The 24567-nt window shown below is 72.1% G+C and carries 26 protein-coding genes; 14 read left to right on the plus strand and 12 right to left on the minus strand.

What is annotated here, in order from left to right; all coding sequences use genetic code 11:
• Nucleotides 1-92: 92 nt before the first annotated feature.
• The gene (locus EOT10_RS25325) at nt 93-500 is read right to left on the minus strand and encodes an ATP-binding protein (protein WP_127830628.1); all 408 of its coding nucleotides are present in this window, start codon (nt 498-500) and stop codon (nt 93-95) included.
• Between the two features lie 122 nt (nt 501-622).
• Here EOT10_RS25325 and EOT10_RS25330 point away from each other — a divergent pair, with 122 nt between their 5' ends.
• The 3 genes from EOT10_RS25330 to EOT10_RS25340 all read left to right on the plus strand — a co-directional run bounded on the left by EOT10_RS25330 (nt 623) and on the right by EOT10_RS25340 (nt 2007).
• Nucleotides 623-1474 (plus strand): helix-turn-helix domain-containing protein, encoded by an 852-nt coding sequence (locus EOT10_RS25330; protein ID WP_127830629.1) that lies wholly within the window; start codon nt 623-625, stop codon nt 1472-1474.
• Nucleotides 1455-1673, plus strand: coding sequence for a DUF397 domain-containing protein (locus EOT10_RS25335; protein WP_127830630.1), 219 nt, complete (start codon nt 1455-1457; stop codon nt 1671-1673). Before EOT10_RS25330 ends, EOT10_RS25335 begins: the two co-directional genes overlap by 20 nt.
• 109 nt (nt 1674-1782) lie before the next feature.
• Complete coding sequence (locus EOT10_RS25340) at nt 1783-2007, plus strand: hypothetical protein (protein ID WP_223281186.1); 225 nt, start codon at nt 1783-1785, stop codon at nt 2005-2007.
• Nucleotides 2008-2066: 59 nt separating this feature from the next.
• Here the strand turns inward: EOT10_RS25340 and EOT10_RS25345 are convergent, their stop codons facing one another.
• The gene (locus EOT10_RS25345) at nt 2067-3650 is read right to left on the minus strand and encodes a FadD3 family acyl-CoA ligase (RefSeq protein WP_127830632.1); all 1584 of its coding nucleotides are present in this window, start codon (nt 3648-3650) and stop codon (nt 2067-2069) included.
• Nucleotides 3651-3774: 124 nt separating this feature from the next.
• On the opposite strand from EOT10_RS25345, the gene EOT10_RS25350 reads away from it, so the two are divergent.
• The 3 genes from EOT10_RS25350 to EOT10_RS25360 are packed head-to-tail and all read left to right on the plus strand — an operon-like array spanning nt 3775 to nt 6170.
• Entirely contained in the window at nt 3775-4923 is a 1149-nt protein-coding gene (locus EOT10_RS25350) for a lipid-transfer protein (protein ID WP_127830633.1), read from the plus strand.
• Nucleotides 4924-4926: 3 nt separating this feature from the next.
• Nucleotides 4927-5400, plus strand: a complete 474-nt coding sequence (locus EOT10_RS25355) for a Zn-ribbon domain-containing OB-fold protein (RefSeq protein WP_127830634.1) — start codon at nt 4927-4929, stop codon at nt 5398-5400.
• Nucleotides 5397-6170, plus strand: coding sequence for an enoyl-CoA hydratase/isomerase family protein (locus tag EOT10_RS25360; protein ID WP_127830635.1), 774 nt, complete (start codon nt 5397-5399; stop codon nt 6168-6170). Before EOT10_RS25355 ends, EOT10_RS25360 begins: the two co-directional genes overlap by 4 nt.
• Nucleotides 6171-6188: 18 nt before the next feature.
• Here EOT10_RS25360 and EOT10_RS41390 read toward each other — a convergent pair whose 3' ends face one another.
• A complete protein-coding gene (locus tag EOT10_RS41390; RefSeq protein WP_223281187.1) occupies nt 6189-6782 on the minus strand; it encodes a hypothetical protein in 594 nt (197 codons plus the stop codon).
• A 146-nt stretch (nt 6783-6928) separates the two neighbouring features.
• Between EOT10_RS41390 and EOT10_RS25375 the strand changes: the two genes are divergently transcribed.
• A complete protein-coding gene (locus EOT10_RS25375; protein WP_127830638.1) occupies nt 6929-7501 on the plus strand; it encodes a hypothetical protein in 573 nt (190 codons plus the stop codon).
• Nucleotides 7502-7507: 6 nt separating this feature from the next.
• On the opposite strand, the gene afsK is transcribed toward EOT10_RS25375, so the two are convergent.
• Together afsK and EOT10_RS25385 are read right to left on the minus strand one after the other, a co-directional pair.
• Nucleotides 7508-9907 (minus strand): protein serine/threonine kinase AfsK, encoded by a 2400-nt coding sequence (gene afsK / locus EOT10_RS25380; RefSeq protein ID WP_127830639.1) that lies wholly within the window; start codon nt 9905-9907, stop codon nt 7508-7510.
• A 256-nt stretch (nt 9908-10163) separates the two neighbouring features.
• Complete coding sequence (locus EOT10_RS25385) at nt 10164-10850, minus strand: VOC family protein (protein WP_127830640.1); 687 nt, start codon at nt 10848-10850, stop codon at nt 10164-10166.
• A 260-nt stretch (nt 10851-11110) separates the two neighbouring features.
• Between EOT10_RS25385 and EOT10_RS25390 the strand changes: the two genes are divergently transcribed.
• Nucleotides 11111-11758: a TetR family transcriptional regulator gene (locus tag EOT10_RS25390; protein ID WP_127830641.1), complete on the plus strand. Its 648-nt coding sequence runs from the start codon at nt 11111-11113 to the stop codon at nt 11756-11758.
• A gap of 180 nt (nt 11759-11938) precedes the next feature.
• Here the strand turns inward: EOT10_RS25390 and EOT10_RS25395 are convergent, their stop codons facing one another.
• Nucleotides 11939-12415, minus strand: a complete 477-nt coding sequence (locus EOT10_RS25395) for a nitroreductase family deazaflavin-dependent oxidoreductase (protein ID WP_127830642.1) — start codon at nt 12413-12415, stop codon at nt 11939-11941.
• Nucleotides 12415-13623, minus strand: a complete 1209-nt coding sequence (locus EOT10_RS25400; protein ID WP_127830643.1) for an acyl-CoA dehydrogenase family protein — start codon at nt 13621-13623, stop codon at nt 12415-12417. The genes EOT10_RS25395 and EOT10_RS25400 overlap by 1 nt, the downstream gene beginning before the upstream one ends.
• A gap of 177 nt (nt 13624-13800) precedes the next feature.
• Here EOT10_RS25400 and EOT10_RS25405 point away from each other — a divergent pair, with 177 nt between their 5' ends.
• Nucleotides 13801-14985 carry a thiolase C-terminal domain-containing protein gene (locus tag EOT10_RS25405; protein ID WP_127830644.1) on the plus strand — a complete coding sequence of 395 codons (1185 nt, stop codon included), beginning with the start codon at nt 13801-13803 and terminating at the stop codon, nt 14983-14985.
• Between the two features lie 20 nt (nt 14986-15005).
• Nucleotides 15006-15704: a pyridoxine/pyridoxamine 5'-phosphate oxidase gene (locus EOT10_RS25410; RefSeq protein WP_127830645.1), complete on the plus strand. Its 699-nt coding sequence runs from the start codon at nt 15006-15008 to the stop codon at nt 15702-15704.
• Between the two features lie 27 nt (nt 15705-15731).
• Here EOT10_RS25410 and EOT10_RS25415 read toward each other — a convergent pair whose 3' ends face one another.
• The 4 genes from EOT10_RS25415 to EOT10_RS25430 are packed head-to-tail and all read right to left on the minus strand — an operon-like array spanning nt 15732 to nt 18085.
• The gene (locus EOT10_RS25415; protein ID WP_127830646.1) at nt 15732-16307 is read right to left on the minus strand and encodes a GNAT family N-acetyltransferase; all 576 of its coding nucleotides are present in this window, start codon (nt 16305-16307) and stop codon (nt 15732-15734) included.
• 6 nt (nt 16308-16313) lie between these two features.
• A complete protein-coding gene (locus EOT10_RS25420; protein WP_127830647.1) occupies nt 16314-17195 on the minus strand; it encodes a GNAT family N-acetyltransferase in 882 nt (293 codons plus the stop codon).
• A 24-nt stretch (nt 17196-17219) separates the two neighbouring features.
• Entirely contained in the window at nt 17220-17636 is a 417-nt protein-coding gene (locus EOT10_RS25425; RefSeq protein ID WP_127830648.1) for a Zn-ribbon domain-containing OB-fold protein, read from the minus strand.
• Nucleotides 17633-18085 carry a DoxX family protein gene (locus EOT10_RS25430; RefSeq protein ID WP_127830649.1) on the minus strand — a complete coding sequence of 151 codons (453 nt, stop codon included), beginning with the start codon at nt 18083-18085 and terminating at the stop codon, nt 17633-17635. Before EOT10_RS25430 ends, EOT10_RS25425 begins: the two co-directional genes overlap by 4 nt.
• A 269-nt stretch (nt 18086-18354) precedes the next feature.
• On the opposite strand from EOT10_RS25430, the gene EOT10_RS25435 reads away from it, so the two are divergent.
• The 3 genes from EOT10_RS25435 (at nt 18355) to EOT10_RS25445 (ending at nt 22095) form a co-directional block, all read left to right on the plus strand.
• Entirely contained in the window at nt 18355-20571 is a 2217-nt protein-coding gene (locus EOT10_RS25435) for an acetate--CoA ligase family protein (RefSeq protein ID WP_127830650.1), read from the plus strand.
• Between the two features lie 44 nt (nt 20572-20615).
• The gene (locus EOT10_RS25440; protein WP_127830651.1) at nt 20616-21410 is read left to right on the plus strand and encodes an enoyl-CoA hydratase/isomerase family protein; all 795 of its coding nucleotides are present in this window, start codon (nt 20616-20618) and stop codon (nt 21408-21410) included.
• A gap of 79 nt (nt 21411-21489) precedes the next feature.
• Entirely contained in the window at nt 21490-22095 is a 606-nt protein-coding gene (locus tag EOT10_RS25445; protein ID WP_127830652.1) for a flavin reductase family protein, read from the plus strand.
• Here EOT10_RS25445 and EOT10_RS25450 read toward each other — a convergent pair whose 3' ends face one another.
• The gene (locus tag EOT10_RS25450; protein WP_127830653.1) at nt 22096-23466 is read right to left on the minus strand and encodes an MFS transporter; all 1371 of its coding nucleotides are present in this window, start codon (nt 23464-23466) and stop codon (nt 22096-22098) included.
• An 86-nt stretch (nt 23467-23552) separates the two neighbouring features.
• On the opposite strand from EOT10_RS25450, the gene EOT10_RS25455 reads away from it, so the two are divergent.
• A complete protein-coding gene (locus EOT10_RS25455; protein WP_127830654.1) occupies nt 23553-24560 on the plus strand; it encodes a GlxA family transcriptional regulator in 1008 nt (335 codons plus the stop codon).
• Nucleotides 24561-24567 lie beyond the last annotated feature (7 nt).

Here is a 24567-nt window from a genome sequence, read left to right on the forward strand (position 1 = left end):
TGGCCCCGACTCCTCCGCCGGAACGGCCCGGCGCCGGGTGCCGCTGCCCGGCAGCAGCCACGTAAGCACTCGCCCCAGCAGGGCAAGCAGCACTACGCGTCCCCCGCCTCGGCCGCGACCTCGCACCACACCGTCTTCGACGCCGCGCCCTGCTCCACGCCCCACCTCAGGGCCACCGCGTCCAGCAGCACCAGGCCCCGCCCGGACTCGTCCTCGCCGGTCGCCTGCAGCAGCACGGGGAGCACGCGCGGGTCAGGATCCGTGACCTCGACCCGGAACCCGGCCCCCTCCGCCCGCCCCACCCGCACTCGGACGGGCGTCCCCTCCCCCACATGCCGGATCACGTTCCCCAGCAACTCGCTCACGCAGAGCTGTACTTCGGGGCAGGCCACGCCCAGGTGCCCCCGCACCGCCCGCCGCAACTCGGGCACAGCCTTCGGAACGGCGAGCAACTCGACCTCCAGGTCGGGCGGGGCCGCGGTGGGGGGTTGGCGGTGCATGGGCGTACGCCCTTCCTGTCGAGTGCACTCCGTGACGAACAAGTCACACAGTGGCGCGGGACGTCGTACCGTAAAAGGGTTTTGGGTTACGCACAGCAACTGGCAAACGGTGGTGGTGGGTTGTGTCCTCCCGCAAGGATCCCGACGCGTCGGCGAACGTCCCGTCTTTCTACGGCGCCGAGTTGCGCTTCAAGAGGGAACTGGCCGACCTCACCCTCGAACAGCTGGCGGAAGGCAGCTTCCGCAGTGTTCCCTTCCTCAGCCAGATCGAGCGAGGCGAGCGCCGCATGCCGCTGGACCTGGCCCGGCACGTCGACGAGAAGCTCAACACCGACGGCTTTTTCCAACGCCGTTGTGAAGATGCCCGCAAGGCCCGCCAGTCGGGCCACGCGGAGTACTTCGCGGACGTGGCCGAGATGGAACAGCACGCGGACACGATCGAGGACTGGGCACCGATGATCGTGCCGGGGCTGCTGCAGACGGCGGCTTACGCTCGTGCGATCGTGAAGGCCGCCATGCCCCGGGCCTCGGACGGAGAGATCGAGAAGAAGGTAGCTGCCCGAATGAAGCGGGCAGAGCTCTTCGACGCCGAGAACCCGCCTGCTTTCTGGGCGATTCTCGACGAGTCGCTGATCCGCCGCCGGACCCTGCCGGGCGAGGGGATGGCCGAACTGCTCGACCACATCACGAAGGTGGTCGATGCCACCCGCTCAATTTTGCAGATCGTTCCGGAAACCGCAGCAACCCATCCCTTCATGATGGGCATGACCCGGATCATGACCTTCTCGGATGCCCCACCGGTGGTGTACGCGGAGAGCCTTCACAGCGGCCAACTCATCGACTATCCGCCGATCGTGAAGCAGTACCGGGGATCGTACGATCTGCTCAGGGCCGCCGCACTGCCACCTGAGGCGTCCCTGGCCCTGATCCAGGCAGCGGCAGAGGACTATCGAAATGGCCAGCACCGACATTGACTTGAACGCCGCGCACTGGCGCAAGAGCAGCTACAGCAACGGCACCGGAGGCGAATGCGTCGAGGTGGCCGACGGCTCCCCCGCCCTCGTCCCCGTCCGCGACTCGAAGACCGCGCACCTCGGCGGCCCCGTACTCCTCTTCCGCGCCGCGGCCTGGGCTTCCTTCGTAGCCAATCTGCGTCACGCGGGTCGGCGATGACACCGACGAGTTCCACAGTCCCCGACACAGACGACGCCGCCTCCGACCGCCTGGCCACTCTGCTGGACCGAGCCGCCGCCGGTCGGGATGATCAGGCGTGGAGCGACCTGTGGACGGAGCTCTACTTCCGCCGGCCGCTTTCGTCGCAGAGGTCGAGGAGCGTGCCGGCGAGCTCGTGCGGGCCGCTGACGTCCTGCATCTGAACGGCGCCGACTATCAGGGTGCGGGCGAAGGTGTACAGACGGCGTACGTGCCTGGCGGAATGTTCCTCTACCTGACGGTCGTGCGGCACCAGTGCATCTACGTCCTCCAGGTCACGGCTTGGCCCAGCTGATCCGTCGGGCACTGCGAACTGCGCGACGCTGCGCTGCTGCCTCGGCCCGCTTACCCGGCTCACCGCCCCCGCAGCTCCCCCTTCACCACCTTCCCGCTCGCGTTCCTTGGGAGTTCGCCGACGAATTCGATCGCCCTCGGGACCTTGTAGTTCGCCATTTCTCGGCGGGACCAGGCGATCAGGTCGTCGGACGTGGTCACCGAGCCGGAGCGGCGGACCACGTACGCCTTGCCCACCTCGCCGAGGCGGGGGTCCGGGATGCCGATGACCGCTACGTCGGCCACGTCGGGGTGGAGGCCGAGGAGTTGTTCTATCTCGGCCGGGTACGCGTTGAAGCCGCCGACGATGAACATGTCCTTGATGCGGTCCGTGATGCGGAGGTGGCCGGAGTCCGACATGACGCCGACGTCGCCGGTCCGCAGCCAGCCGTCGGGGGTCAGGACTTCCGCCGTTGCCTCCTCGTCCTCGAAGTAGCCGCTCATGACGTTGAATCCGCGGACCAGGACCTCGCCCGGCTCGCCGGGGGACGGGGAGTCCACGCGGACCTCCGTGCCCGGGATCGCGCGGCCCGAGGTCGAGGCGATGACGGATGCTTCGTCGCCTCGGCGGCACATCGTCACGATGCCGCTCGCCTCCGAGAGGCCGTACGCCGTGAGGACCGTACCGACGCCGAGTTCGCCCCGCAGGCGTTCCACGAGGCGCAGGGGGACCACGGCCGCGCCGGTCACGACGAGGCGCAGGGCCGAGAGGTCGTGGGCGTCGCGTTGGGGGTGGTCCAGGAGTGACTGGTGGAGGGTGGGCGGGCCGGGGAGGACGGAGATGCGTTCGGCGGCGATGTTGGCGAGGACCGTGTCCACGTTGAAGACGGGCTGCGGGACCATCGTGGCGCCGCGCATCAGGCAGGCGATGATGCCGGCCTTGTAGCCGAAGGTGTGGAAGAACGGGTTGACGATGAGGTAGCGGTCGCCTTCGCGCAGGCCGGCGAGTTCGGCCCAGATCGCGTAGCCGCGCAGGGTCTGGGCGTGGGTGATGACGGCGCCCTTGGGGCGGCCCGTGGTGCCGGAGGTGAAGATGATGTCGGAGGGGGAAGTGGGGGCTATTGCCGTCGAGCGAGCCCGGACCGCCGAGCCCGGCACCCCCTCGCCGGCCGCCAGGAAGTCCTTCCAGGTCCGCCAGACGCGCCGCTCCTCGTCGTCGGGTGACGTGTCGGGGGCGGTGTCGGAGAGGACGACGACCTGTTCCAGGTCCGGGAGTTCGGCTTCCGCGCGGCGCAGCGATGCCACGTACGACGTGCCCAGGAACGTGCCCGTCACGAAGAGCAGCTTCGCTCGGGCGCGGGCCAGGACGTAGGCCGCTTCCGTGCCCTTGAAGCGGGTGTTGAGGGGTACGAGGACGGCGCCCGCGGTGACCGCGCCGAGCGCCGAGACGATCCAGTCGAGCGTGTTGGGGGCCCAGACCCCGACCCGGTCGCCGGGTTCGACCCCGCTCGCGATGCAGGCCGCGGCGGCCCGTTCGACGCGGTCGCCGAGTTCCTCGTACGAGATGCGCGTACGGCCCTCGACGACGGCCTCACGCTCCCCGTACCGTTCGGCTGCCGCACGCACCAGTTGGGGAACGGTGCCCCACTCCAGGTCCCCGCGCATCGCACGACCTCCACATACGTAGCCGTACCCGTAGCTGACTATCCGTCAGATTAACGGTAGCCTGACGCGCTGTCAGCAGACGGGACGATCGTGGTGGCATCACGACGCGCGGAGGTGGCTTGCGATGGCGGGGCTCAAGGACGCGACGGCCATAGTGGGGATCGGGCAGACGGACTTCGGGAAACAACTGCCCGAGAATGAGAAGACGTTGGCGTGCCGGGCCATCCTCGCCGCGCTCGACGACGCCGGGATCGCGCCGTCCGAGGTCGACGCCTTCGCCTCGTACACGATGGAGGAGACCGACGAGGTCGAGGTCGCCAAGGCCGTCGGCGCGGGGGACGTGACCTTCTTCAGCAAGGTGGGGTACGGGGGCGGCGGCTCGTGCGCGACCGTCGCGCATCTCGCCGCCGCCGTCGCGACCGGGCAGGCGAGCGTCGGCATCGCCTGGCGGTCGCGGAAACGCGGGTCCGGGCCACGGCCCTGGAAGAACACGGCGGTACAGCTGCCGACCCCCGCCCAGTGGACCCGCCCGTACGGGCTGCTGCGCCCCGCCGACGAGATCGCAATGCTCGCGCGCCGCTACATGCACGAGTACGGGGCGACCAGGGACCACCTCTTCAACGTCGCCCTCGCCTGCCGCAACCGGGCCAACCAGAACCCGGCCGCGATGATGTACGAGCGCCCGCTGACCCGCGACATGTATATGACGGCCCGCATGATCAGCGAGCCGCTGTGCCTCTTCGACAACTGCCTTGAGACGGACGGCGCGTTGGCGTGCGTCATCGTCTCCGCCGAGCGCGCCCGTGACTGCCGGCAGAAGCCCGTGTACGTGCACTCGGTGGCGCAGGGGCTGCCCGCGCAGCACCACGGGATGGTCAACTACTGGAACGACGACCCGCTGACCGGCCCCGCCTGGACCGCCGCCCGGCACCTGTGGAAGCAGGCCGACTTCGGGCCGCAGGACGTGGACGTCGCCCAGATCTACGACGCGTTCACCCCGCTCATCCCGCTGTCCCTGGAGGGGTACGGGTTCTGCGGGCGCGGCGAGGGCGGCGCGTTCACGGAGGGCGGGGCCCTGGAGATCGGCGGCCGGCTGCCCCTGAACACCGGCGGCGGCGGCCTCAGCGAGGCCTACGTCCACGGCTTCAACCTGATCAACGAGGGTGTGAAACAACTGCGGGGCAACAGCACCGCACAGGTTCCGGGCGCGGGGACGTGCCTGGTCACGGCGGGCGAGGGTGTGCCCACGTCGGCCCTTCTCCTGAGGAGCTGAACCATGACGGAGACTCTTCCCGGCGCCGGGACCGACGCCCCCGCCCTTCTCCGGCCCGTCGTCGACGACGACGGCGCCCCCTTCTGGGACTACGCCGCCCGGTCCGAGCTGCGCGTGCAGGCCTGCGCCTCCCCCGCCTGCGGCGAGCTCCGGTTCCCGCCCCGGCCCTGCTGCCCGCACTGCGGTTCCTTCGACAGCGAGTGGCGGCTGATGAGCGGGCGCGGGCGCATCTGGTCCTTCGTCGTCCCGCATCCGCCCCTGCTGCCCGCCTACGCGGCGCTCGCCGGGTACAACGCGATCGTCGTCGAGCTGGCGGACGCGCCCCGCATCCGGCTCGTCGGCAACCTCGTCACCTCCGCCGACGCGCCCCTCGACTCCGTACCCCCCGAGCGGCTGCGGATCGGCGCCAAGGTGCAGGTCGTCTTCGCCGACGTCGACGGTGTGACGATGCCGCGCTGGGTTCTGGAGCGGCCGTGACGCTGCGGGTGGAGACGGACAAGCAGAGCGGCGTCGCCGTCGTCACGCTGGACCGGCCCGACCGGCACAACGCCATCGACCTGGCGACCGCCGGTGAACTCGCCGACGTCTGGCGGGAGTTCCGGTTCGACGACTCCGTGCGCGCCGTCGTCCTCACCGGGGCCGGCGAGCGGGCGTTCTGCACGGGCATCGACCGCGACGCCGAGGTGCCGCAGCCGCACTCCCCGTACAGCATCGACGACCCGCTCGTGGCGATCGGGCCCAGGGCGAACGACCTGTGGAAGCCCGTCATCGCCGCCGTCAACGGCATGGCGTGCGGCGGGGCCTTCTATCTGATCGGGGAGTCCGACTTCGTCGTCGCGGACGAGACGGCCACGTTCTTCGACCCGCACACGACGTACGGCATGGTCAGCGCCTACGAGACGATGCTGCTCGCGCAGCGCATGCCCGTGGGTGAGGTGGCCCGGATGGCGCTCATGGGGAGCGCCGAACGGATCTCGGCGCGGCGCGCGTACGAGACCGGGCTCGTGTCCGAGGTGACGGGGCCGGGCGGGGCTCGGGCGGCGGCGGTGGCGTGCGCGGAGACGATCGCGTCGTATCCGACGGAGGCCGTGCAGGGCACGGTGCGGGCGGTGTGGGCCGCCAAGGAGGCGACCCGCACGCAGGCCCTCGCGCACGCCCCGCACCTGATCACCCTGGGCAACCTGCCGCCCGAGCGTCAGGCGGAACTGTTCACGGGGCGGCGGCCGGGCGGGTTCCGGGTGCGGTGACGAAAGGACGAGAAGGGGTCAGACCGTGGTCGCCAAAGGGTTGGCGCACCGGTACACCTTCGCCGCCTGGCGCGGCATCGTCATCCTCAGCGTGAGGGTCTCGGTCTCGCCCTCGTCGAGGGTCACGGACTTGCTGACGTTCTCGACGAGCCTGCCGCCGCCGTCCAGCAGGTCGACCCCGACGGAGAAGTCGTTCGTGCCCGGCGCCTGGGACGTGACGCGTACGGTCACGGTCGAGTCGGCCTTGCCGGCGGCGCGGCGCTTACCGGCCTTGCGGCCGGGGCCCGCGCAGTCCACGATCACCACGTCGGCGTCGCCTGTGACGGAGTCGGTGGCGGTGTCGCTGCCACCGGACGACCCGTAAGAGTCGTCGTCGTACGAGTCGTCGCCGTAGTCACTGTGGTGCGAACCGGTGTAGCCGCCGCCGTGGTTCTGCTTCGAGCTGGAGCAGCCGCCGCCCCCGCTGCTGCTGTGGCTGCCGCCGCTCCAGCTGCTGCCGCTCCCGCCCCTGCTCTTGCCGGACCCGCCGTGGCCGCGGCCCGTCGAGAACCCGGTCAGTGCGAGTACGACCACTGTCGCCAGTGCCGTGAGCTTCAGCCCGCGTCGCAGCATCCTTCGACTCCCCCGAAAATGTGGTGATCAGTTGTGTGCCGTGCGGCAGCCCGAAACCGTAGCAGCGCCGCATGGCGACGGGGGTCCTCGGGGCGTAGCGTCGGAACCGAGAGCCGAACCGGACCGCACCCTCAGGGAGGCTGCGCATGGTCCGCAACGTCCTTGGGTCGATCCTCGCTGTCCTCGGAGCGACGGCCGCCGTTTCCAGCCCCTTCCGTGCGTGGTACGACGGCCGTCACGGGCGCTACTACCGCCTCGGTGACCTGTTCTCGGGTGCCGGTGTGACGGACGCGCGCGCGGGGCTGTTCGGTTCCCTCTTCCTCCCGTTCGCCGTGGCCGCCGTCCTGACGCTGGTCGGGATCATCCTGCGGTCGCGGCTGCTCGTCGCGGGCGCGGGGGTGCTGGTGCTCGCGTTCACCGTGCTGTGGATGGTGCGGGTGGGACAGGCCGAGGGGCAGCTGGTGATCGGCGGTGACGGGGCTGGGCTCGGGGCGGGGACGGCGACCGCGCTCGTCGGCGGTGTGCTGCTGCTGATCGCGGCGGCGGTGATGAGCGGCCGGCCCCGGCCCGTGGCCCCGCGCCACGATCACCCCGACCACGAGCCCCCGCACGGCCCGCTCACCCTGGAGGGCCCGATGCAGCCGTACGCCGACCAGCCCCCGTACCCGGAACCGCCGTACGAGGAGCCGCCCGAGGGACCGCCGCCGCACCGGGCCTGAAACCCTCTAGCGGGCCGTGCCCGTGCCCTTCTCCGCGTCGAGCGCGTACACGCAGCGGTCCTTGCTGCACGCGTACACGACGCCGTCCTTCACGACGGGTGAGCCGGTGATCTCACCGCCCGTGGCGAGCTTCCAGCGGAGGCGGCCGTCGTCGGCCTTGAGGGTGTAGAGGAGGTGGTCGGTGGCGCCGAAGTGGATGCGGTTGTCGGCGACGACGGGTGAGCCGACGACCTCGCCACCCGCCTGGAAGCGCCACTTGGGCGTGCCGGTGACCGCGTCGAGGGTGTAGAGGCCCTGGCCACTGCCGACGTGGACGTGGCCGTGCGCGACGAGGACCGGTTCGACGGACGACGGGCGGGGTTCCGTCGCGATGCGCCAGCGGTCGCGGCCGTCGGTGGCGTCGAGGGCGTAGACCGTGCCGAGGTGGTCGGCGAGGTAGACACCGCCGCCGGTGACGGCCGGGCCGGGGACGAACGCGGGCGGACAGAGGAACACCGCGGGCGCCTCGAAGTGCCAGCGCACATGACCGCTGGCGACGTCGACGGACAGGACGCGGGTGCCGGCCGCCACGTAGACGTAGCCGTCGGAGGCCGGGGTGAGGCGGACGGGGACGCCGCCGCAGGAGGCCGCGTCGCCGATCGGGTACGACCAGCGCTCCTCGCCGGTACGGGCCTCGAGCGCGCGCAGCCGGGCGTCCTGCCACACGTAGACGGTGCCGTCGTGGATGACGGGGCCCGCCTCGGGTGACTCGAAGTCGGTCTGGGCGCCGGTGAGCTCCCACAGCTTGTCGCCGGTGGCGGCTTCCCTGGCCTGGACGCCGCCGCCGCGGGTGCCGGTGACGACGGTGCCGCGGTCGGCCTTGAGGGAGTACACCCAGGCGTCGGACTGGAGCCGCCACAGGTCGTGTCCCTCGCGGGCGTCGAGCGCGTAGAGGGTGGGTCCGTCGGAGGCGTGGATGCGGCCGTCGGTGACGGCCATGGACCAGGCGACGTCGCGGGTCTTGAAGCGGCGCCGGCCGGTGGACACGTCGAGGGCGTGTACCTCGAAAGAGGTCACGTAGACGAGGTCGCCCGCCACGGAAGGGGTGCCCCACACGTCGTTCGACATCCGGAAGCGCCAGGGCCGCCAGGCGGCGCCGGCCTCGGGAGCGGGGGCGGGCACGACCGGGTCGGGCGTGCCGTTGGCCCCGGGCCGGGGGCGGGACCAGGACGCGGCGAGGCCCGCGTCGGCGGGCGGTGCCTTCACGGCGGCGGCGCGGGCGTCGGCGACGCGCGGCCCCGGGCCGATCGGGACCCGCACCCCGGCCAGGTGCACGGGACCGGGGTCGGGGGCGTGGGCGGCGCCGACGGGCGCGGGCGACGGGCGCCAGCCGTCGGTTCGGGGAGCGTGGCCCGGGGGCGGGCCGGGGGGCTGGGCGGGCATGGCAGGCATGGGGCCGGGGCCGAGGCCGTGTCCGCCGCGTCCGCCCGACGAGCCGCGTCCGCTGCTGCCGCTCGTCCTGACCGGCGGGCGTCCGCCCCTGCGCTCCTCGATGAGGGCGACGGAACGCTCGGGGAGCCAGGCGGAGGCGGTGCCGCTGTCGTCGCTGCCGGAGCCGAAGAGGTGCGGGGCGAGCTGGGCCTGGAGGTCCGCGGGCGAGGGCCGCAGCGGGGCCTCCATCTGCATGCAGGACTCGATGAGGGGGCGCAGCTCGGCGGGCAGTCCTTCGACGTCGGGGCCTTCGCGCAGCAGCATGAAGACGGTCTCGACGGGGTTGGCGCCGTGGAAGGGGGCGTGTCCGGTGGCGGCGAAGACGAGGGTGGAGCCGAGGGAGAAGACGTCGGAGGCCCCGGTGACGCTCCGCGAGTCCTTGGCCTGCTCGGGCGACATGTACGCGGGCGTGCCGACGGCGACGTTCGTCATGGTCAGGCGCGTGTTGGAGACGCCGGACGCGATGCCGAAGTCGATGACGCGGGGGCCGTCCTCGACGACCAGCACGTTCGACGGCTTGAGGTCGCGGTGGACGAGGCCCGCGCCGTGGATGGACTGGAGGGCTTCGGCGATGCCGGCGGCGAGCCAGCGCACCGCCTGGGCCGGCAGCGGCCCGCACTCGTTCACTATTTCTTCGAGGGAGGGTGCGGGGACGTAGGCGGTGGCGAGCCACGGCACGGCGGCGCGCGGGTCGGCGTCGACGACGGCCGCGGTGTAGAAGCCGGAGACGGCGCGGGCCGCCTCGACCTCGCGGGTGAAGCGGACGCGGAAGAGCTGGTCCTCGGCGAGTTCGGTCCGCACCGTCTTGATCGCCACGCGCCGGCCGGACGCCGAGCGCGCGAGATAGACGAGTCCCATGCCGCCCGCGCCGAGCCGTCCCAGAACCTCGAACGGGCCGATCCGCCTCGGATCGTGCTGCGTCAGCTGATCCACCACTTGCCTGCCACCTCCCCGTACGGGACCGGGTGCTTGGTCACAGTCCCCGGCCAGCGTCTCACCACCGAAGCCCTACGGCGGCACGCACCCCGATTCTTCCTGTACGAGGCTCCGGTTGCGAACCCGGGGGCAAATCGGGGTGTCACGGGAGGGGTGCCGTATTTCGGTCCGTGATTCGGTCCGTATCTCGGGTCCGTAGTACGGGTCCGTAGTACGGGTCCGTATACGGGTGGCGAGCTCGGGCCGTGTGACCCGTTCAGCCCTGGACGACGGCGAAGGCCGCGCCCTGGTCGTCGGTGAGGTGCGCCACGCGTCCGTGCGGGGTGCCGAAGGGAGGCTTGCGGACGTGTCCGCCGAGGCGGGTGGCGGTGCTGGCGGCGGCCTCGCAGTCGGTGACGCCGAAGTGGGGGAGGAAGCGGGCGGGTGCGCCGTCGGCGGCGGCAGAGATGCCGAAGCGGGCGGCTGCGGGGCCGAGGACCGACGCGTAGAAGGGGGTGACGGCCGCCTTGTCGCGCGCGTGGAGTTCGGCCCGGTGGAACGTCGCGGGTTCGCCCTGTGCCTCGAAGCCGGTGAGGGTGCCGGCCTGCCAGAGGCCGAAGACGGTTCCTTCGGGGTCGGCGGCGAGGGCGAGGGTGCCGAAGGGGCCGATGGAGAGGGGTTCGACGACGAGGTGTCCGCCGGCGTCGCAGGCGGCGCGGGCGAGGGCTTCGGCGTCGCGGGCGGCGAAGTGGACGGTCCAGCCGGTGGGCGGAGAGCCCTCGCGGCCGGGGGCGAGAGCCGCCACGTTCCTGCCGTCGCTGTAGGCGTGGGTGTAGTAGCCGTACTCGGCGCCCGCGCCCTCGTCGAAGGTCCAGCCGAAGAGGTCGCCGTAGAAGCGCTTGCCCGCCTCCACGTCGGGAAGCGTGGCGTCGGCCCAGCAGGGGGCGCCCTCGGCGAACTCCATCGGCGTGCGTCCTTCCTGGTTCACTGACGGGGACACCCGCAGAGTGCCGCGTCCGCGGGCCCGCGGCACGGCCGATTCGAACACTTGGCCAATTTTATCCACCGGGTTTTCCACAGGCTGTTGATAACGGGTGCGGCACCCCCCGCCCCGACGTGCGCGAAGCCCACGGGCACCCCCTCACCAACCCGTGTGCCGGAGCCCCCAACCCCATTTGCAGTCGGCCGAATCGCGCTCCGATCACCCCTCGGTAAGCTGACGGCATGACAGGACAAGTACGTACCGTCGACGGCCGCGTGGCCGGACGGCGTGGTCAGGCGACGCGTCAGAAGCTCCTTGAGTGCCTCGGCGAGATGCTCAGCTCCTCGCCCTACCGGGACGTCAAAGTCATTGATGTCGCGCGGAAGGCGGGCACCTCACCGGCGACCTTCTACCAGTACTTCCCGGACGTCGAGGGCGCCGTCCTGGAGATCGCCGAGCAAATGGCCGCGGAGGGCGCCGGGTTGACCCAGCTGCTCGAAGGCCGCTCATGGGTCGGCAAGGCCGGCTGGCAGACCGCGCAGGAACTCGTCGACGGCTTCCTCGAGTTCTGGCGCAAGAACGACGCGATCCTGCGCGTCGTCGACCTCGGCGCGGCCGAGGGCGACAAGCGGTTCTACAAGATCCGCATGAAGATCCTGAACTCCGTGAACAACTCCCTTACGGACACGGTCAAGGAGCTCCAGGCCAAGGGCAAGGTCGACAAGGACGTGAGCCCCGCCGCGATGGCCGGATCGCTCGTCGCGATGCTCGCGGCGGTGGCCTCGCACCAGAAGGGCTTCCAGACCTGGGGCGTCAAGCAGGCCGAACTCAAGCCCAATCTGGCCCTGTTGGTGCACCTGGGCGTCACCGGCAAGAAGCCGACGAAGTAGCCTCCGGGCCTCCCTCAAGGGGGAGCCCTGTGCGGGGAGCCCTCGGGGCTCTCGTTCCTGTCGAGCAGCGGCGGTTCGCGTCTCACGTGAACCGCCGCTGTTGCAGTTGCGGCCAGGGTCAGAGCCAGAGCCGGTGTGCCAGGGCCGGTGCACCAGGGCCAGTGTGCTGGCGGCGGTGTGCTAGCGCCGCGCCAGCCTGAACAGCCTGATCTCGCGCTCCACCCTCGCCTGGTACGTCGCGTACGGCGGCCAGAACTTCAGGGCCGCCGCCCACGCCTCCTCCCGTTCGGCGGAGTCGAGCAGCCGGGCGGTCACCGGGACGTCCTCGCCCTTCCAGTTGATGTCGGCGTCCGGATGGGCCAGCAGGTTCGCCGTCCAGGCGGGATGTCCCGGGCGCCCGAAGTTGGACCCGATCAGGAGCCAGGTGCCGGCCTCCTCCTCCGGCATGCACGCGAGCGGCGTACGCCGTGGCAGTCCGGTCTTGGCGCCGCGCGCGGTCAGGATGAGCCCCGGCAGCATCTGGGCGCTGACCAGCACCTTTCCTCGCGTGAGCCGGTGCACGGCGCGGTCCATCGCGGGGATGAAGTGGGGCGCGACGCGGGCGAAGGCACGGGTCGACGAGACTTTCTGGATGAGCTTGATTCCGGGTGGCGCCATCAGACCGTCACCTCCTGGCGGGCGAAGAGTTCGGCGGACTCGGCGGCGCGTGCCCGCAGCAGGTGGACGGGACCGAAGAGCAGTTCGTCGCCGGTCGCGCGTTTGAGGTAGAGGTGGGCGTCGTGCTCCCAGGTGAAGCCGATGCCGCCGTGCAGCTGCACGGCCTCGGACGCGGCGGTGCGCAGCGCCTCCAGGGCCTGGGCGAGGGCGAGCCCGCCCGCCCGTCCGCCGCCTTCCGCACCGGCGGCCCAGGCCGCGTAGTAGGCCGCGGAGCGTGCCGCCTGCACCTGTACATACACGTCGGCGAGGCGGTGCTTGACGGCCTGGAAGGAGCCGATCGGGCGCCCGAACTGCTCACGCTGGCGCACGTGCTCGACGGTCCGTTCCAGGGCGCGCCCGGCGGCGCCGACGGCCTCCGCGGCGAGCACGGTCGCGGCCGCGTCCCCCGTGACGGCGAGCGCGGCGGCCACCTCGTCGCTGTCGCCTGACCCGAGCAACTCGGCGGGCGTGTCGCGCAGTTCGATCCGGGCGCGGGGCCGCGTCTCGTCGAGCGCCGTGCGCCGCGTCCTGACGACTCCGTCGCCGTCCCCGTGCACGAGGAAGAGCAGGGTGCGGGAGCGGGCGAAGCCGCCGGTGTGGGCGGCGACGACGAGGAGTCCGGCGCTGTGCCCGTCGAGGACCTGGTCGGCCTGTCCGTACAGGCGCCAGCCGTTCCCGTCGTCGCCGCCGTCGGCCGGCCGGGCCTGGATGCCGCCCGCGCGTCCGCCGCCGGACCAGTCGCCCCCGTTGTCGCCGGTGAGGCCGAGCGCGGTGGCGAGGCCCTCGCCGGGCACGGCGAGGGTGGCGGTGAGGGCGCCGGTGGCGATGCGGGGCAGCAGTTCGGCGCGCTGCCCCTCGGAACCCAGGGCGAGGACGAGGGGGGCGGCGAGTGCCGCGGTGGCCAGGAGCGGGGACGGCGCCAGGGCACGGCCCGACTCCTCGCAGGCCAGGGCGAGCTCGGTGGTTCCGCAGCCGACTCCGCCGTACGTCTCCGGGAGGGCGAGGCCGGGCAGGCCGAGGTCGCTCCCCAGGGCGGTCCACAGGGCCGGGTCGTATCCGGCGGGGGTGGCGACGGCGGCCTTGACGTCGTCGGGTCCGCAGCGCTTGTCCATGAGTTCGTGCAAGGTGCGGCGGATCTCGTCCTGTTCCGCGGTGAAGGCGGCGTCCATACGGGCTCCTCCCCGGGGGCCGGCGACCCCGGACCCCTGTTCTGACGGGGCGTCATGTTAGGACCGCGGCGACGGATTGCCCAGACTTTCCGCTCACGCCCTTCCCCTCACCCTTCTTCGGCCGCCTTCTTCCTCTCCCTCCTCCCCCTCCAAGAAATCTGATGTACCGTCAGATTCATGACTGCCGCACCCCGACCGCAAGGTTCCCGCCGGGTCGCCATCGCCGGCATCGCCCTCTCCGACTGCGGCCGCGTGGACGAGGCCACCCCGTACGCGCTGCACGCCCAGGCCGCCCGCCGCGCCGTGGCCGACGCCGGGCTCACCCCCGACGTCGTCGACGGGTTCGCCAGCGCGGGCCTCGGCATCCTCGCGCCCGTCGAGGTCGCCGAGTACCTGGGCCTCAAGCCCCGCTGGGTGGACTCCACCTCGGTCGGCGGCTCCACGTGGGAGGTGATGGCCGCGCACGCCGCGGACGCCATCGCCCAGGGCCACGCCCGCGCGGTCCTGCTCGTGTACGGGTCGACCGCACGCGCCGACATCAAGGCCAAGCGCCGCACATCGAACCTCAGCTTCGGCGCCCGCGGCCCCCTCCAGTTCGAGGTGCCGTACGGCCACTCGCTGATCGCCAAGTACGCGATGGCCGCCCGCCGCCACATGCACGAGTACGGCACGACCCTGGAGCAGCTGGCCGAGGTCGCCGTGCAGGCACGGGCGAACGCGGCACTCAACCCCGAGGCCATGTTCCGCGACCCGGTCACCGTCGACGACGTGCTCGACGGGCCGATGATCGCCGACCCCTTCACGAAGCTGCACTGCTGCATACGCTCGGACGGCGGCGCCGCCGTGCTGCTCGTCGCCGAGGACCTGCTCCCCGACTGCGCCAAGTCGCCGGTGTGGGTGCTCGGTTCGGGTGAGCACGTGTCGCACACCACGATGTCGGAGTGGGACGACTTCACGGTCTCCCCGGCCGCCGTCAGCGGGAAGCTCGCCTTCGAGCGGGCGGGCGTCACGCCCGACGAGATCGACATCGCGGAGATCTACGACGCCTTCACGTACATGACCCTGGTGACGCTTGAGGACCTCGGGTTCTGCGCGAAGGGCGAGGGCGGCCCGTTCGTCGAGAAGGGGCGTCTGCTGCGGGACGGCGCGCTGCCCACGAACACGGACGGCGGCGGCCTGTCTGCCCAGCATCCGGGCATGCGGGGCCTGTTCCTCCTGGTGGAGGCGGTACGGCAGCTGCGCGGCGAGGCCGGGGAGCGCCAGGTCTACAAGGCGGGCGGCAGGCTCCCGCGGCTCGCGGTCGCGTCCGGCACGGGCGGCTGGTTCTGCTCGTCGGGCACGGTGGTGCTCGGCACGGAGTGAGCGGCGTCCAGAATCGACGTATGCGAGAACTGCCAGAACGGCCAGAACTGCGAGATCTGCGAGATCTGCGAGATCTGCGAGAACTCCTGAAGTCCCTGCGCGTCTGGGACACCGACCTGCCCGGGTTCGACCCGGCGCAGGCCCCGCCGTCCCCGCTGCCCCTCTTCGCCGAGTGGTTGGCGGCGGCCGCCGCCGCGGGCCAGACCGAGCCGCACACCATGTCGCTCGCCACCGTCGACGAGGACGGGCTGCCCGACGTCCGTACGGTGATGCTGCACGGCGTCGAAGAGGAGGGCTTCCACTTCGCGTCGCACGCGGGCAGCGCCAAGGGCCGCCAGCTCGCCGCGAACCCGCGGGCCGCGCTCGGCTTCTACTGGCCGGCGCAGGGCCGCCAGATCCGCGTACGCGGTGAGGTCACGGCGGCGACGCCGGAGGCGAGCCAGGCCGATCTGCACGTCCGCTCGACCGGCGCGCTCGCGGCGGCCCTCGTCGGGCACCAGAGTGAAGTGCTGGGATCGCAGGACGAGTTGGAGCGCGCGTCGGTGGCCGCCTGGGAGCGCGCGCAGGCCCAGCCGGACGCGCCCGCGCCCACCTGGACGGCGTACGCGCTGGTCCCGCGCGAGGTGGAGTTCTTCCAGGGCGACGCCCGGCGCCGCCACATCCGCCTCAGGTACCGCGCCGACGGCTCCCGGTGGGTACGGGAACTGCTCTGGCCGTAATCCCGTAACCCGTAAGCCGTAAACGCCTCACGCCACCTCGGGCTCGGGGTCCGAGGAGAGGCGGGCGTGCAGGTGCACGTCACGGAAGGCGTCCTGTCGCCCGGCCTCGAACATCGCGCCCCTCAGCGTGCCCTCGTAGGGGTAGCCGCCGCGCTCGGCGACCCGGCAGGACACCTCGTGGCCAAGGGCGTGGCCGAGTTCGAGCCGGTACAGGCCGAGTTCGCCGAAGGCCAGCCGGGAGCCGAGGCACAGCGCCCGGGTCGCGACCCGGCGCCCGCGCGCCTCGGGCAGCACCCAGTACCCGACGATCGCGGTGCGGAAGGCGGGCGTGATGGCGCTGAAGCCGATGTGTCCGAGGACCTCCCCCGTGTCCTCGTCGGTGACACAGCACGACACCCCCTCGCCGCTCTCCAGGAGCTCCTGGCGCTTACGCAGGAAGGCGTGCGCGCCGGCGAGGTCGTCGACGGCGGTGAGCGGGGTGTTCCAGCGCAGGAACTCCGGGTCGGTGAGGCCACGCAGCACGGCGGCGGCATCGCCCTCGTCGCCGACGCGCCAGCCGCGCAGGCGCAGCCCGAGGCCGCGTATCTCAGAGGTGTCGGTCATGAGCTGTCAGCCGTTCTCGGGTGCGGTGAAGGTGTGGACGGCGAAGTCGCGGACGGGACGGTAGCCGATGCGCCGGTAGAGGCCGTTGCTGGTCGGGTTGGCGAGGTCGGTGAAGAGCAGCACCTCGCGCGCGCCCGCGGCCCGTGCGGCGCGGCTGACCTCGGCGGTGACCGCTCCCGCGTAGCCCCGGCCGCGCAGGTCCGGCGGGGTATAGACGGGCGCGACGCGGACCGCTCCGGCGGCCTCGCGGGTCACTCCGGCCATGGAGACGGGCACGCCGTCCGCGCTCTCCCAGAGGGTGATGCCGCCGTACGAGATCCGCTCGTCGGCCCATTCCGCCGAGCCGGACCCGGCGCCCGGCGTCCCGGTGTCCTCGGCGAACGCCTGGTGCCACCGGGCCAGGAGGTCCCGGTCGCCGTCGGTGGCGACGCGGGGCCGGCCGTCGGGGGCGGGCGCGGGCGGGGTGAGGACGTCGAGCCGGTACAGGCGCTGGTCGATGGCGCGGTGGGCGCGCATCCCCGTACGGGAGCACCACGCGTCGGCGAAGGCGGCCGAGGCCGTGTCGACGCCGAACACGCCTGTCACCGGGCGCCCTTGGAGCGTGACGGCGAGCGCGTCGGCCTGTTCACGGTCCAGGGGGCTGACGTTCAGCCGGTACGGCTTCGTCCACAGCAGCGTGCCGTCGACACCGCCGTCCGGCCCGTACAGCACGCCGAAGAGCTGGCTGTCCGCGCCGTACACCTTCGGTCCGCGCTCCCGCAGGCTCGCGGTGACGCTGAGGGCGACGGTGTGCAGCGCGGGGTCGGCCCGCAGGTAGGCGCCCGCGCGGGCGAGGAAGTCGTCGGCGTCGGCGGTGAGATGCCAGCCGCTTCCGGGAGTCCCAGTCATGCCCGCATGATGCCGCCCGGCGCGTCAGGACCGCGACCGGAATACCGGCACGGAGAATCCCTCCACCTCACGGAAGGCGACCGTGAGGGGCATGCCCACCCGTAGGTCGTCTCCTTCAGTAGCCACGATCTCGGTCATCATGCGCGGCCCCTCCGCGAGGTCGACGACGGCCGCGATGTACGGGGTGCGGGTGCCGAAGGGCGGCAGGTCGTTGCGGTGGACGACGGACCATGTGTAGAGCTCGGCGTTCCCGGACGCCCGCTCCCACGTCCCGTCCTCGCTCCAGCAGTGCGGGCAGAACTCGCGCGGATAGTGGTGGGCCCGGCCGCACGCCCCGCAGCGGCGCACGAGCAGCACCCCGTCGGCCGCCGCGTCCCAGTAGGGCTGCGTGAAGGCGTCGGGCTCGGGGAGGTCGAACCGTACGGTCGCGGGAAGAGTCACAGGAAGAGTCCGATCGCCGCGTCGAGGGACCAGGTCTGCCAGGACATGGCGAAGAGCGCCACGAGCGAGATGAGGGCCATCATCGCGTTCTGTCCCTGCTCGGCCCAGTCGTGGATCATCAGGACCAGGTACAGGAGGTTCAGGAGCAGCCCGCCGACGAGGGCGACCGGGGTCAGCAGGCCGGCCACGAGGCCGAGGCCCAGGGCGAGTTCGGCGTAGACGACGATGTACGCCATCACTTTCGGCCGGGGGGTGACGACCGCGCCGAAGCCGCTGCGTACGGCGTTCCACTTGTGCTTCGCGGCGACGTCGGCGGCCCAGGCGATGCCGGTGCCCCGCTCGAACCAGCCCTTCTTGTCCTTGTGCCGCCAGCTCTCCAGCCACCACAGTCCGAGGCCTATGCGCAGCACGGCCAGCCATTCGACGCCGTCGAGCCAGATCGAGTCCACGACCGGGGCCCTCCTCTCTGTTTCTGACGGTACGCGTTTCTGACGGTACGTCAGTTCAGCGCATGCGAGGCCCGCCCGCAAGGGGTGGAGCCGGCCCGCCGCGCCCCAGTCATGCCCCACCATGGCCGCATACCGCCGTTCGAACCCGGCGGCCCGAGGGAACACCCGTAACAGCCTTTGCGTGCAGCCCTGTTCCTGACACAGCGTCAGTTCAGTAATCTGACACTACGTCAGTTACGTGAGTACCAGTCGAGGAGCGGGCGGACCCGATGCTTGGATCGACATACGGCACCCTGACCACCGACCCCCGCCGGGCCCGCACGATCGCCTGCGGAGAGCAGCCGGCACCCGCCGTGCACAGCAGGGCGGACGACCTGGACGTGAGCGGCCGGCCACTGCACCGCGAGGTGCCTGACCTGGACCGTTTCTTCCGGCCCGAATCGATGGCGGTCATCGGCGCGTCCGACGCCGAGGGCCGCCCCAACACGGGCATCACGCGGCAGCTGATCACCTGGGCGGAGCGCGTGGGCGCCCGCCTCCACCCCGTGCACCCCACCCGCGAGAGCGTGTTCGGCATCCCGTGCGCGCCGAACGTCGCCGCGCTGCCCGAGACCGTCGACCTGGCCGTCCTCCTCGTCTCGGACCCGCTGCCGGTCATCGAGGAACTGGCCGCGTCCAAGGTGAAGTTCGCCGTCGCGTTCGCGTCCGGTTTCGCGGAGACCGGCGAGGAGGGCGCGGCCGCGCAGTCGTCCCTGGCCGAGGCGGTCGGCCGCTCGGGCCTGCGCCTGCTGGGCCCGAACACGAACCTGAACGCGTTCTCCGAGTTCCGCGAGGACCTGGACGGACCGGCGATCGCCCTCATCACCCAGTCCGGCCACCAGGGCCGCCCGCTCTACACGCTGCAGGAGCTGGGCGTCCGGCTCTCGCACTGGGCACCCACGGGCAACGAGGCGGACCTGGAGACGGCGGACTTCATCTCGTACTTCGCCGAGCGCCCGGAGGTCGGCGCGATCGCCTGTTACGTGGAGGGGCTGAAAGACGGCCGCGGGTTCCTGCTCGCGGCGGACCGCGCCGCCCGCAACGGCGTCCCCGTCGTCGCCGTCAAGGTGGGCCGCACCGAGACCGGCGCCCGCATGGCGGCCTCGCACACGGGCAAGCTGACGGGCGCGGACACCGTGGTCGACGCGGCGATGCGGCAGTTCGGCGTGATCAGGGTGGACGGACTCGACGAACTCCAGGACACCTCCGCCCTGCTGGCGCGGGCGCGGCCCCCGCGGGCGGACGGCGTGGCGGTCTACTCGATATCGGGCGGCACCGGCGCACACTTCGCCGACCTGGCCACCCGCGCGGGCCTGACCCTGCCGCAGCTGTCCGAGGCCAAGCGGCAGGAACTCCACCAGTGGATCCCCGACTACCTGAACGTCGCGAACCCAATCGACAACGGCGGCCACCCGGTGGGCGACTGGCGCGGCCCCAAAATCATCGACGCCATCCTCGACGACCCGTCGATCGGCGTGCTCATCTGCCCGATCACCGGCCCGTTCCCTCCGATGAGCGACAAGCTGGCGAAGGACCTGGTGGCGGCCGCCGAACGGACCGACAAGCTGGTCTGCGTCGTCTGGGGCTCCCCCCTCGGCACCGAGGACGCCTACCGCGAGACGCTGCTCGGCTCCTCGCGCGTCGCCACGTTCCGCACCTTCGGGAACTGCATCACGGCCGTCCGCGCCTATCTGGACCACCACCGGTTCACCGCCGCCTACCGCTCCCCGTTCACCGACGCGCCCCGCACGCCCTCCCCGTCCTTCCGCAAGGCGCAGGCCCTGATGCGTCCGGGCCGGCAGCTCAGCGAGCACGCCGCGAAGCAGCTCCTGCGGGCGTACGGCATCCGCGTACCGCGCGAGCAGCTCGTCACCAGCGCGGCGGCGGCCGTGCGGGCGGCCGGGCAGGTCGGCTACCCCGTCGTCATGAAGGCGTCGGGCGCCCGGCTCGCCCACAAGTCCGACCTCGGCCTCGTCAAGGTCGGCCTGACCTCGGCCAGCCAGGTCAGGGACGCCTACCGGGAGCTCACCGACATCGCCCGTTACGAGGGCCTCGACCTGGACGGCGTCCTCGTGTGCCAGATGGTCGAGCGCGGGGTCGAGATGGTCGTGGGGGTCACGCAGGACGACCTGTTCGGCCCGACGGTGACGGTGGGCCTGGGCGGCGTACTCGTGGAGGTGCTGCGGGACACGGCGGTCAGAGTGCCGCCGTTCGCGGAGGACCAGGCGCGGGCCATGCTCGACGAACTGCGCGGCAGGCCGCTCCTCGACGGGGTCAGGGGGGCGCCGCCCGTGGACCTGGACGCGCTCGTGGAGGTCGTGCTGCGGGTCCAGCGCATGGCCCTCGAACTGGGCGACGAACTCGCCGAGCTGGACATCAACCCGCTGATGGTGCTCCCCCGGGGCCAGGGCGCTGTGGCCCTGGACGCCCTGGCCGTCTGCCACTGACCCGTCCGCCACTGACCCGTCCGCCACTGCAAGGAAAAGAGAACATGACCGAGTCCGAGACGATCCGGTGCGAGACGACCGACCACGTCACCTGGATCACGCTCAACCGGCCCGAGGCGATGAACGCGCTCACCTGGGACCAGCGCAACGAGATCATCGGCATCCTGGAGCACGCCTCCGCCGACCCGGACGTGCGCGCCGTGGTCCTCACCGCGACCGGGAAGGGCTTCTGCGCCGGCGCCGACCTGCGCGGCACCCCCGACACAGGGCCCCGCGTGCCCGGTGACGTGGCCCGCACGATCCGGCGGGGCGCGCAGCGGCTGACCGCCGCCGTCCTGGACTGCGAGAAGCCGGTGATCGCGGCGGTGAACGGGACGGCGGCCGGCATCGGCGCGCACCTGGCGCTCGCCTGCGACCTGGTGATCGCGGCGGAGTCCGCCCGGTTCATCGAGGTCTTCGTGCGCCGTGGCCTGGTCCCCGACGGCGGCGGTGCCTATCTGCTCCCGCGGCTCGTCGGCCCGCAGCGGGCGAAGGAGCTGATGTTCTTCGGCGACGCGCTGTCCGCGCGCGACGCGGAGCGCCTGGGTCTCGTCAACCGTACGGTCCCGGACGAGGACCTGCGCAAGACGGCCGAGGAGTGGGCGACGCGTCTCGCGAACGGCCCGACCCGCGCCATCGCCCTGACCAAGCAGCTGGTCAACGCCTCGCTGGAGTCGGACCGGGCGACCGCCTTCGCGGCGGAGGCTGCGGCGCAGGAGATCAACATGACGACACGGGACGCGCAGGAGGGTGTGGCGAGCTTCCGGGAGCGGCGCGACGCGTCGTACGAGGGCCGCTGAGCCGTATCAACCCCGGTCGAGGCACTTCCCATCTGACGATCCGTCAGCTTAAATCGTAGGTGTGATGGGACATGCGGGAATGGCAGCCACGGTGGTCCGGTACCTCCGGGAGGTCGGCGCGCCCACGTCGGCCGGACCGGTGGAGGCACTGCCGCGTCCGGAACTACGAGCGGTGGGCGAGGACGAGCGGGCGCCCCTGGATCCCGGCGAGTTCCGCCGGGTCCTCGGTCACTTCGCCTCCGGCGTCACCATCATCACGGCGCCGCCGTCGGAGTCCGGCGCGCCCCCGGCGGGCTTCGCCTGCCAGTCCTTCTCCTCGCTCTCCCTCGACCCGCCCCTGATCGCGTTCATGGTGGCGCGTACGTCCACGACCTGGCCGCGCATCGCGGCGGCGGGTGTGTTCTGCGTGAACGTCCTCGGCGCGGACCAGGGCCCGTTGTGCCGCTCGTTCGCGGTGAGCGGCGCGGACAAGTTCGCGGGCGTCGACCACGACGCGGCGCCGGTCACGGGTTCACCGCGGCTCGCGGGGGCGCCCGCATGGATCGACTGCACGATCCACGCGGTCCACACGGGCGGGGACCACCTGATCGTCGTGGGCCGGGTCGAGGCGCTCGGGACGGCGGCGGACGGCGACCGGTCCCCGCTGCTGTTCCACCAGGGGACGTTCGGCCGCTTCCAGGCCTGATCAGACGAGCAGGGCGGGCAGCGGGGCGTCGACGGTCCGGCGCCGGATGACCAGCGCCATCAGGGCCGCCGCCGCACACAGCGCGCCGGACGCGTACCAGACGACGTCGTAGTTGCCGAACGTGTCACGGGCGACGCCGCCGAGGAACGCGACGAGCGCGGCGCCCACCTGGTGCGAGGCGAGCACCCAGCCGAACACGATCGCGCTGTCCTCGCCGTAGTGCTCCCGGCACAGGGCGAGGGTGGGCGGCACGGTGGCGACCCAGTCGAGCCCGTAGAAGACGATGAAGAAGATCATCGGCGGGTGGACGGTCGGCGCGAGGAGCACCGGCAGGAACAGCAGGGAGATCCCGCGCAGCGCGTAGTACACCGCCAGCAGCCGCCGGGCGTCGAAGCGGTCGGTGAACCAGCCCGACGCGATGGTCCCGACGACGTCGAAGATCCCCACGACGGCGAGGAGCGAGGCGGCGGCGGTGATCGGCATGCCGTGGTCGTGCGCGGCCGGCACGAAGTGCGTCTGGATGAGCCCGTTCGTGGACGCGCCGCAGATCGCGAAGGTCCCGGCGAGCAGCCAGAAGGGGCCGGTGCGGACGGCCCTGGCCAGCACGCCCACCGTCCGGCGCGCGGCACCGGTGACGGGCGGGGGCTTCTCCACGAACTTCTCGGCGCCGTACGGCGTGCTCCCCACGTCGGCCGGGTGGTCGCGCAGCAGCAGCCACACGAAGGGCACGACGGCCAGCGCCGCGAGCGCCACCGTCACGGCCGCGGGCCGCCAGTCGTGCTTCTCGACGATCCAGGAGAGCAGCGGCAGGAAGATGAGCTGCCCCGACGCGGACGCGGCGGTGAGGATGCCGGTCACGAGCCCGCGCCGGGCGGTGAACCACCGGTTGGTGACGGTCGCGGCGAACGCGAGGGCCATCGAACCGGAGCCGAGCCCGACGAGAAGGCCCCAGCACAGCAGGAGCTGCCAGGCCGAGTCCATCCACACGGTGAGCCCTGAGCCGCAGGCGATGACGACGAGGGCGGCGGCGACCACGCGCCGGATGCCGAACCGGTCCATGAGCGCGGCGGCGAAGGGCGCGGTCAGGCCGTACAGGGCGAGGTTGATGGAGACGGCGAGCCCGATGGTCCCCCGGGACCAGCCGAACTCCGCGTGGAGCGGGTCGATCAGCAGCCCCGGCAGGGACCGGAAGGCGGCGGCGCCGATGATCGTCACGAAGGTGACGGCAGCCACGAACCAGGCGCGGTGGATACGGGGACGGGGGTGGGGCGGGTGTGGGGCATCCGCGCCGGGCGCGCCCGGGGTGGCGGCTCCGGCGTCACTGGGGGTGTCGGTTCCGGCGTCGCCGGGGGTGTCGGTTCTCTGCGTCACAGCACACAGCATCCGATCAAGGGGCCCGCCAGGGCGAGTGGCCCGAAAGTCATCCTTCGCTAGGATCGGGCCATACACTCGGAGTCATGCCGGAGACTCCCGCCCGCCTCACGAAGCGCCCCCACCGCGTGGCCGTCCTCGCCCTCGACGGCGTGATGCCCTTCGAACTCGGCATCGCACAGCGCATCTTCGGCCGCGCCAGGGACGCCGGGCACAACCCGCTCTACGAGGTCGTGACGTGCTCGGTCAGGGAGCCGGGCCTCGTGGAGTCGGACGCCGACTTCGCCGTCCAGGTCAGGAACGGCCCGGAGGCCCTCGCCACCGCCGACACCCTCGTGGTGCCGACGTCGTACGAGCTGGGTCCCGTCTACGAGGAGGGCGTCCTCACCGACGAGCTGGCGGCGGCCTTCGAGCTGCTCAGGCCCGGCACGCGCCTCGTGTCGATCTGCACCGGCAGCTATGTGCTCGCGGCGGCCGGCTTCCTGGACGGGCGGCCCGCGACCACGCACTGGGCGAACGCGGAGCACTTCCAGCGGCTCTTCCCCGAGGTCAGGGTCGACGCGGACGTCCTGTTCATCGACGACGGGGACGTCCTGACGTCGGCAGGGGTCGCCGCGGGCATCGACCTGTGCCTGCACCTGGTCCGCCGCGACCACGGCACGGCGGTGGCCAACGACGTGGCCCGCCGCACCCTCGTCCCGCCCCACCGCGACGGCGGGCAGGCCCAGTACATCCACCGTCCCGTCCCCGAGCCGCAGCTGGCGACCACGACGAAGTCCCGCGCCTGGGCCCTCGCCCGTCTCCACGAACCGCTCCAGCTACGGGACCTGGCCGAGCAGGAGTCGATGTCCGTACGGACCTTCACGCGCCGCTTCCGCGAGGAGGCCGGTGTCAGCCCGGGCCAGTGGCTCACCCAGCAGCGGATCGAGCGGGCCCGGCACCTCCTGGAGTCGAGCGACCTGACGATGGACCAGGTGGCGCGCGAGTCGGGCTTCGGCACGGCCCAGTCGATGAGAGCGCACCTCCAGGCGGCCCTCGGCGTGACGCCCACCGCCTACCGCCGCACGTTCCACGCGACGAACGGCGGGGCGTAGTCGGCGG

Origin of the sequence: Streptomyces antnestii (assembly GCF_004005495.1) — a bacterium.
GTDB lineage: Bacteria > Actinomycetota > Actinomycetes > Streptomycetales > Streptomycetaceae > Streptomyces > Streptomyces antnestii.